The 8228-nt window shown below is 72.7% G+C and carries 7 protein-coding genes; 1 reads left to right on the top strand and 6 read right to left on the bottom strand.

Going from position 1 to position 8228, the window contains the following annotated elements:
* The first annotated feature begins 278 nt into the window (after positions 1-278).
* Complete coding sequence (gene pgm / locus ACIQPT_RS36675; RefSeq protein WP_401162576.1) at positions 279-1922, top strand: phosphoglucomutase (alpha-D-glucose-1,6-bisphosphate-dependent); 1644 nt, start codon at positions 279-281, stop codon at positions 1920-1922.
* Positions 1923-1949: 27 nt separating this feature from the next.
* Here the strand turns inward: pgm and rho are convergent, their stop codons facing one another.
* The 6 genes from rho to dhbA form a co-directional block, all read right to left on the bottom strand.
* Positions 1950-3092: a transcription termination factor Rho gene (gene rho, locus ACIQPT_RS36670; RefSeq protein WP_401162574.1), complete on the bottom strand. Its 1143-nt coding sequence runs from the start codon at positions 3090-3092 to the stop codon at positions 1950-1952.
* Positions 3093-3434: 342 nt separating this feature from the next.
* Positions 3435-3674, bottom strand: coding sequence for a phosphopantetheine-binding protein (locus ACIQPT_RS36665; RefSeq protein ID WP_032787168.1), 240 nt, complete (start codon positions 3672-3674; stop codon positions 3435-3437).
* A complete protein-coding gene (locus ACIQPT_RS36660; RefSeq protein WP_401162572.1) occupies positions 3671-4303 on the bottom strand; it encodes an isochorismatase family protein in 633 nt (210 codons plus the stop codon). The genes ACIQPT_RS36665 and ACIQPT_RS36660 overlap by 4 nt, the downstream gene beginning before the upstream one ends.
* 89 nt (positions 4304-4392) lie before the next feature.
* Positions 4393-6030: a (2,3-dihydroxybenzoyl)adenylate synthase gene (locus ACIQPT_RS36655; protein ID WP_401162570.1), complete on the bottom strand. Its 1638-nt coding sequence runs from the start codon at positions 6028-6030 to the stop codon at positions 4393-4395.
* Positions 6027-7232, bottom strand: coding sequence for an isochorismate synthase DhbC (gene dhbC, locus ACIQPT_RS36650; protein ID WP_401162569.1), 1206 nt, complete (start codon positions 7230-7232; stop codon positions 6027-6029). The genes ACIQPT_RS36655 and dhbC overlap by 4 nt, the downstream gene beginning before the upstream one ends.
* 93 nt (positions 7233-7325) lie before the next feature.
* The gene (gene dhbA, locus ACIQPT_RS36645) at positions 7326-8156 is read right to left on the bottom strand and encodes a 2,3-dihydro-2,3-dihydroxybenzoate dehydrogenase (protein ID WP_401162567.1); all 831 of its coding nucleotides are present in this window, start codon (positions 8154-8156) and stop codon (positions 7326-7328) included.
* Between the last annotated feature and the right edge of the window lie 72 nt (positions 8157-8228).

The following is an 8228-nucleotide window of genomic DNA, read 5'->3' as shown; positions in this document are numbered from 1 at the left end:
CCGGCGCCCGCGCTGGGGGGCTCCCCCCCCCCCCCGGGGCCCCCCCCCCGGGGGGGGGCCCCCCCCGCGGGGGGGCCCCCCCCCCCCCGGCCCCGGGGGGGGGGGGGGGGCCGGGCCGCCGCTCCGGCCGGGCGCGACACGAGGAAGGCGTGAACCGGTCGCGCACCGGAGCGGCCGGGAGAGCAGAATCGGGTACGGACCGGGGTGATCGCTTCCCCGGTGCGCCGAGCCCGTCTCCCCACGGGCCGGCCGACGACGAAGACGTACGAGGAGACCCGATGGCGCACGAACGGGCCGGGCAGCCGGCGCAGTCCGCGGACCTGGTCGACGTGGCACGGCTGGTGACGGCCTACTACGCCCTCCACCCCGACCCGGCCGAGCCCGCCCAACGGGTGGCCTTCGGCACCTCAGGACACCGGGGCTCCGCGTTCGCCGCCGCGTTCAATGAGGACCACATCGCCGCCACCACCCAGGCGATCTGCGACTACCGCACCCGCCAGGGCACCGACGGCCCCCTCTTCCTCGGCGCGGACACCCACGCGCTGTCCGAACCAGCCCGGGTCACCGCCCTGGAGGTGCTCGCCGCCAACGGGGCCACCGTCCTCATCGACAGCGAGGACGGCTACACCCCGACCCCCGCCGTCTCGCACGCCATCCTCACGTACAACCGGGGGCGCACCGAGCACCTCGCCGACGGCATCGTGGTCACCCCGTCGCACAACCCGCCCGCCGACGGCGGCTTCAAGTACAACCCGCCGAACGGCGGACCGGCCGCATCGGACGCCACCACCTGGATCCAGGACCGGGCGAACGCCCTGATCGAGGCCGGGCTCGGGGAGGTGCGCCGGATCCCGTACGCCCGCGCCCTGGCCGCCGACACCACCCGCCGCCACGACTTCCTGACCGCGTACGTCGACGACCTGCCCTCCGTCCTCGACCTCGACGCCGTACGGGACGCGGGGATCCGCATCGGCGCCGACCCGCTCGGCGGCGCGTCCGTCGCCTACTGGGGCCGGATCGCGGAACGCCACCGGATCGACCTCACCGTCGTCAACCCGCTCGCCGACCCCACCTGGCGGTTCATGACACTGGACTGGGACGGCAGGATCCGGATGGACTGCTCATCGCCGCACGCCATGGCCTCGCTGATCGAACAGCGCGACGCGTACGCCATCGCCACCGGCAACGACGCGGACGCCGACCGGCACGGCATCGTCACCCCCGACGGCGGCCTGATGAACCCCAACCACTATCTCGCCGTCGCCATCGACTACCTCTACACCCACCGCGAGGGCTGGGCCGCCGGGACCGGCATCGGCAAGACCCTGGTCTCCTCGTCCATGATCGACCGGGTCGCCCACGACCTCGGCCGCACCCTGGTGGAGGTCCCGGTCGGCTTCAAGTGGTTCGTCGACGGCCTGTACGACGGCAGCCTCGGCTTCGGCGGCGAGGAGTCCGCCGGGGCCTCCTTCCTGCGCCGCGACGGCCGGGTCTGGACCACGGACAAGGACGGCATCCTGCTGGCGCTCCTCGCCTCCGAGATCACCGCCGTCACCGGATCCACCCCCTCCCAGCACTACGGGCAGCTCACCGCACGCTTCGGCGACCCGGCGTACGCCCGCATCGACGCACCCGCCACCCGCGAGGAGAAGGCCGTCCTGGCGAAGCTCTCCCCGCAGCAGGTCAAGGCCGACACCCTGGCCGGGGAACCCGTCACCGCCGTGCTCACCGAGGCCCCCGGCAACGGAGCGGCGATCGGCGGCCTCAAGGTCTGCACCGACAGCGCCTGGTTCGCCGCCCGCCCCTCGGGCACCGAGGACGTCTACAAGGTGTACGCGGAGAGCTTCCAGGGCCCCGGCCACCTCGCCCAGGTCCAGGAGGAGGCCAGGGCGCTCGTGTCGGAGGCGCTGGGCGGCGCATAGGAGCCGGGCAGCCGACGGTGCCGGGGCTCAGGCGCCCGGCACCGTCGGCTGCACCTGACGCAGGAACGTCGCGTTGTCCGGGGTGCGCCGGACCTTGTCGAGCAGCACCTGAAGGGCGCCCTGTCCGTCCCGCGTGCTCAGGGCGCGGCGCAGGGCTCGTACCGCTGCCAACTCGCCCGGAGCGAAGAGGAGTTCCTCGCGGCGGGTGCCGGAGCGGGTGATGTCGACGGCCGGGAAGATCCGCGCTTCGGCGGCGGAGCGGTCCAGGCGCAGCTCCATGTTGCCGGTGCCCTTCAGCTCCTCGAAGAAGAACTCGTCGGCCCGCGAGCCCGTCTCCACGAGGGCCGTCGCCAGGATGGTCAGCGAACCGCCCTCCTCGGCGCAACGGGCCGCGCCGAACAGCTTCTTGGGCCCGGTCAGGGCCGCCGCGTCGACGCCGCCGCTCAGGGTCCGGCCGCCCGCACGGGCCGCGTTGTTGTGCGCCCGGCACAGCCGGGTGAGGGAATCCAGCAGGATCACCACGTCCCGGCCCTGCTCGACGAGCCGGCGGCCGCGTTCGACGGCGAGTTCGGCCAGGGCGATGTGCTCCCGCGCGGGCCGGTCGAAGGTCGACGCGTACACCTCGCCGCGTACCGAGCGGCGCATGTCCGTGACCTCCTCGGGCCGTTCGTCGAGCAGCACCACCATCAGGTGCGCCTCGGGGTGGTTGGTGGCGACGGAGGCGGCCAACTGCTGGAGCAGCACTGTCTTTCCCGTCCGGGGCGGTGCGACGATCAGGCCGCGCTGGCCCTTGCCGACGGGGGAGGCGAGATCGACGACGCGCGGTGCGGGCCCGCCGTTCGGTGTCTCCAGCCGCAGCCGCTCGCGGGGGTGCACGGGCGTCAGGTCATGGAACCGGCTGCGGCCCCGCAGGGCCTCCGGAGCGACCCCGTTCACGCGGTCGACCGAGGACAGGGCGCGCGGCCGGTCGCAGCCGCCCTCGACGGCATCGCCCTTGCGCAGCCCGTGGCGGCGGATCAGGGCGGACGACACCTGGATGTCGTCGGGGGAGGGGTGGCCGCCGTGGACCCGGAGCATGCCGTGTCCGTTGTCGGTGGTGTCGAGGAGGCCGGCGACCCGGACGGGGCGCTGTTCCCTGGCGGTGGGGCGTTCGAGTGTGGTGCTGGTCATGGGAGGGGTCCTTTCGCGGACAGGCGAATGAGGGGACCGGCGTACGGAGAGGCGGTGGGAATCACGCCACACACCGGGGGCACGGAGGCCCGGGGCATGTCGCCGGAGAGACAGCGAAAACGCTGGGAAGAAGCTGGATCGCCGGTCGGAAAGGACGGGCGCAACAGCGGTGGAGAGGAATCAGCACCGGTGCCCGATAAGAAGGGGCATGCACATGTGCTCATCGCACTGTACCACTATGCGCCGGGCATGCGTCGAGGGCGGTGGGAACCCGATGTTCGGGTTCCCACCGCCCTCGGTGACCGCAGCGGGTCGCGGACGAGTCGTAGCCGGGCCGCAGGGTCAGCCGGTGACCCCCAGCAGCGGGGCCCAGGACTCCAGCGCCGGCTTCTCGGCGAGGTCGGCGAAGGCCACCTCGATGCCGTGGTCGCGGCGCCAGGCGGCGGCCAGCGACATCAGGCGCACGGAGTCGAGACCGTAGTCGACGAGGTTCTCGTCGACGGGGATCTCCTCGGGGTCCTCGCCGAGCACATCGGCGACATCGGCACGGAGCTGTTCGAGCGTGAGCGCCACAGCGGTCACTTCCCTTCGAAGACGGTCCGGGCGGTGGTGACGACGGCGCACTTGCCCGCGGCCCACCGCAGCGCCATCGCATGGTCCTCGGCCGAGAAGTCCGCAACCGCGTCGGCCACCACGAACGCCTGGATGTCCTGCATCCAGGCGTCGCACGCGGTCATGAGCACGCCGATGTGCGCGTAGACACCGGTGATGACGATCTGGTCGCGGCCCTGCTCGCGCAGGCGCTCCAGCAGATCGGTGCGGACGAAGCCGCTGTACTTCCACTTCGTGAGGACGGTGTCGCCCGCGTCGGGCGCGACCTCGTCCGCGATGGCCGCCAGGCGCTCGTCGGCCGGGAGTCCGGGGCCCCAGAAGTCCTGCTGGAGACCGCGCTCCTCCGCGCTCTGGCCGCCGGGCTGCGCGGTATAGAGCACCGGAACCCCGAGGCGCGCCGCGCCCTTCTTCAACTCAGCCACATGGGCGAGGAGTTCGGGCACGGGTGCGGCCTGGCGGTCGTACGCCGACAGGAAGTAGTTCTGGAGGTCGTGGACGAGGAGCACCGCACGCGCCGGGTCGACGGTCCAGTCGACCCGGTTGGCGGGCAGCTCGTCGGCGGACGGCATGGGGTAGGGGACGATGGCGGGCAGAGCCATGGTGGAGAGGGTTCCGTTCGGGGAGTCGTTCAGTGGGACGGTGAGTCGTTCAGCGGGACCGGGAGTCGTGCAGTGGGTCTGGGAGCCGTTCAGTGGGACGGAGCGGGAGAAGCGGTGCGGGCGGCGGCGTTGCGCAGGTCCTTCTTGGAGACCTTGCCCACGCCGGTCTGCGGGAACGTGTCGACGAACTCGACCCGGTCCGGCACCTTGTACGCGGCCAGACCCCGCTCGCGTACGAACCGCTTGACGGCCACCGCCTTGAGCGGGCCCGCGCCTGAGCGCAGGATCACATACGCGCAGACGCGCTCGCCCAGATACGGGTCGGGCTCGGCCACCACGTTGGCGTCGTGCACGGCCGGGTGGGCGAGGATGTGGTTCTCGACCTCCTCGGCGGCGATCTTCTCGCCGCCCCGGTTGATCTGGTCCTTGGCGCGCCCCTCGACGACGATGTGCCCGGTCGCGGTGACCCGCACGATGTCACCGGTGCGGTAGAAGCCGTCCTCGGTGAAGGAACGGGCATTGTGCTCGGGGGCGTTCCAGTAGCCGCGGATGGTGTACGGGCCCCGGGTCAGCAAGTGGCCCGTCTCGCCCGGGGCCACCTCCTGGTCCTCGTCGTCGACGACGAGGATCTCGTCGTCGGGGGAGATGGGCCGGCCCTGTGTGGTGACGATCGTCTCGACCGGGTCGTCCAGACGGGTGTAGTTGACCAGCCCCTCGGCCATGCCGAAGACCTGCTGGAGGGTGCAGCCGAGCGCGGGCCGCACCCGGCGGGCCGCCTCCTCGCTGAACTTGGCGCCGCCCACCAGCAGGACGTCCAGGCTGCTGATGTCGTGCGCGGTGCCGGGCGCGGCCTCCGTCCACAGCAGGGCCAGCGGCGGCACGAGTCCGGTGATGGTGACGCCCTCGCGCTCGATCAGCGGGAACGCCACCTCCGGCGAGGGCCCCGGGCAGAGCACCACACGGCCCCCGGCGTACAGCGTGCCGAGCGAACCGGGGGAGGAGAGCGGGAAGTTGTGGGCGGCGGGGAGGACGCACAGGTAGACGCTGTGCTCGTCGACCGCGCAGATCTCGTTGGACCCCCACAGCGAGTAGAGGTAGTCGTCGTGGGTGCGCGGGATCAGTTTCGGTATGCCGGTGCTGCCGCCGGAGAGCTGGAGGAAGGCCAGGTCGTCCGGGCGCGGGCCACCGTAGCCGACGGGTTCCTCGGCGACCTCGGCCAGCGTCTCGAACTCCCCGGGATCCCCCTGGGCCACGAACACATGGCGCAGCGTGCCCACATTGGCGAGGGTCTTCGACGCCAGCTCACGGTAGTCGTAGCCGCCGTGCTCGGCCGCGACGACGTACGCCACCGCCTCGGTGAACTCGCAGAAGTAGGTGATCTCGCTCTCGCGGTGCGCGGGCAGCGCGAAGACGGGCAGCGCGCCGATCCGGAACAGCGCGAAGATCACCTCGAAGAACTCGGCGATGTTGGGGAGTTGCACCACCACCTTGTCGCCCTTGGTGATGCCGCGGGCGAGGAAGCCCGCCGCCAGCCGGTCGGCGCGCCGGTCGAGATCGGCGTACGTCCACCGGCTGCCCGCCACCGGGTCGACGATCGCGACCCGGTCCGGATGGTCCTCGGCGCGCTGCCGCAGCATCTCCCCGAAGGTCTCCCCGCGCCACCAGCCGGCCGCCCGGTACTTCTCCGCGAATTCGGCGGGCCAGGTGGGCGCCGCGTCCGTACTCACAGTTCGGCTCCCACGGCGCTCAGGAAGGTGCGGAACTTGGCCGCGGTCTCGGCGGTCTCCGCCTCGGGCTCGGAGGCGGCGACGACGCCCGCTCCCGCGTAGAGCCGCAGCATGCGCTCCTCGGCCTCGGCGCAGCGGATCGTGACGACCCATTCGCCGTCGCCCTCGGCGTTGCCCCAGCCGACCACGCCGGTGAAGAACCCGCGGTCGAACGGCTCGGTCTCGGCGATGACCTGACGGGCCGTCGACGTCGGAGTGCCGCACACGGCGGGCGTCGGGTGCAGCGCCATGGCCAGCTCCAGCGCCGAGGCGTCGGGGGAGGCGAGGGTGCCGGTGACCGTGGTGGAGAGGTGCCACATGGTGGCGGTGCGGATGAGCGTCGGGCGGGGCGGGACGGTCAGCTCCGTGCAGTGCGGGGCGAGCGCCTGGTGGACGGCGTCCACGACGACGGCGTGCTCGTGCAGGTCCTTGACGGACTCCAGCAGCGTCGCCGCCCGGCGCACGTCCTCGGCGAGGTCGGCGCTGCGCGGGGTCGACCCGGCGAGCGGGTTGGCGACGACCTGGTCGCCGTGGCGGGAGACGAGCAGCTCGGGGCTGGCGCCGATCAGGGTGCGGGCGGGGCCGGTCGGCAGCGCGAAGGTGTAGCCCGCGGGGTCGCGGCGGGCGAGGCGCTGGAGCATCGCGGGCAGGTCGAGCGGGGCGCCGGAGGTGAGTTCGAGGGTGCGGGCCAGGACGACCTTGCTGAACTCGCCGCGCCACATGCGCTCCACGGCGGAGGCGACGCCCTTGCCGTAGATGTCCGGTTCGGGCACCTGGCGTATCTCCCAGGTCCCGGCGGCCGGCGCGGCGGCGGGCAGGGCGATGAGCGGGTCGGAGGCGAGCGGCGGTGCGGTGCGCACGGCCTCCGGGACGCTCAGGGCGGCCGGGGCGGTGTGGTCGAAGGGGATGGCGCCGAGGACCACCGGCGATTCCTGACCGGCGGCGACCGCCGCGGCGAGCGTGGCGTCCACCCGAGCGATCAACGGTCTCTCGTCATGGGGGACATGGCGTCCCGGGCCCCGTGCGAGCAGTGTGCGTCCGGGGGTGGCGAGAAAGTGGTCGCCCGGTGTGTAGGCGTCCAGCAGTGACGTGGCCGCTCCTACGGCCGGGTGGGCCGGATCGGCCGGGGCGGTGTGCGTGGCGACCTGGGATGCCGTCGACACGGGGACTCCATTCTCGATGGTCCCGTCAGCGGGTGCGGGGGGCCGGATGGGAGGGTGAAGGAAAGGAAGAGAGGGCGAGAGGCGGGCGGACGGTCAGCGCAGGGTCGCTCCGCCGTCGACGTACAGCTCCTGCATGGTGATGTGGCGGGCGCGGTCCGAGGCGAGGAACGCCACCGTCTCCGCGATGTCCCCGGGGTCGGCGATCCGGCCGAGCGGAATGCCGGTGCGGTACGTCGAGGAGTCCCCGTCGATGACGCGCTGTTCGGCGCCCGGGTCGGTCCACAGCGCGCGCTGCATCGGCGTATCGGTGGAGCCGGGTGCGACGACGTTGCAGCGGACGCCGCTGCGGGCGAGTTCGAGCCCCAGACACTTGGTGAACATGGCGGCGGCCGCCTTGGAGGCGGCGTAGGCGGCCATGCCGGTGCGGGGGATCCCGGCGGCGTTGGAGCCGACGGTGACGACCGCGCCGGATCCACGGGCCGCCATGAGCGGGGCGACGGCCTGGGAGACGTGGAAGACGCCGGTGGCGTTCACCGCGAAGGTGTCCGCCCAGTCCTGCGCGGAGAGCACGGCCGCCGGGCCGGTGCGCAGGATGCCCGCCACGTTCACCAGGACGTCGACCGGGCCGAGTCGGCGTTCCACGCGGGCCACGGTGCTCTCCACCGAGCCGCGGTCGGTGACGTCCATCACATACGGGTCCAGGCTGCCGGTCGAACGCTCGCCACCGGGCAGTTTCTCCTGCGTCCGGGTCCACTCGACGGCCAGCGCCTCGATGCCGGGCAGCGCGAGATCGGTGGCGGCCACGCGGGCGCCGAGGGTGGCGAGCAGGTCGGCGACCGCCGCGCCGATGCCTTGTGCGGCACCGGTGACCAGCGCAGTACGGCCGTTGAACTCGCCGCTTCTGCCCGGTATGTGCTCAGGCATGAGCAACCTCCTCCGGTTGTTAGGTAAGGGTAACCTAAATAAATCCGACCGCCCAGAAGGGGTGTCGAGGCG

Origin of the sequence: Streptomyces sp. NPDC091289, from assembly GCF_044757365.1 — a bacterium.
Taxonomy (GTDB): domain Bacteria; phylum Actinomycetota; class Actinomycetes; order Streptomycetales; family Streptomycetaceae; genus Streptomyces.
Note: the sequence above shows the minus strand (reverse complement) of the source record. Positions and strands in the feature narration are given on the sequence as shown.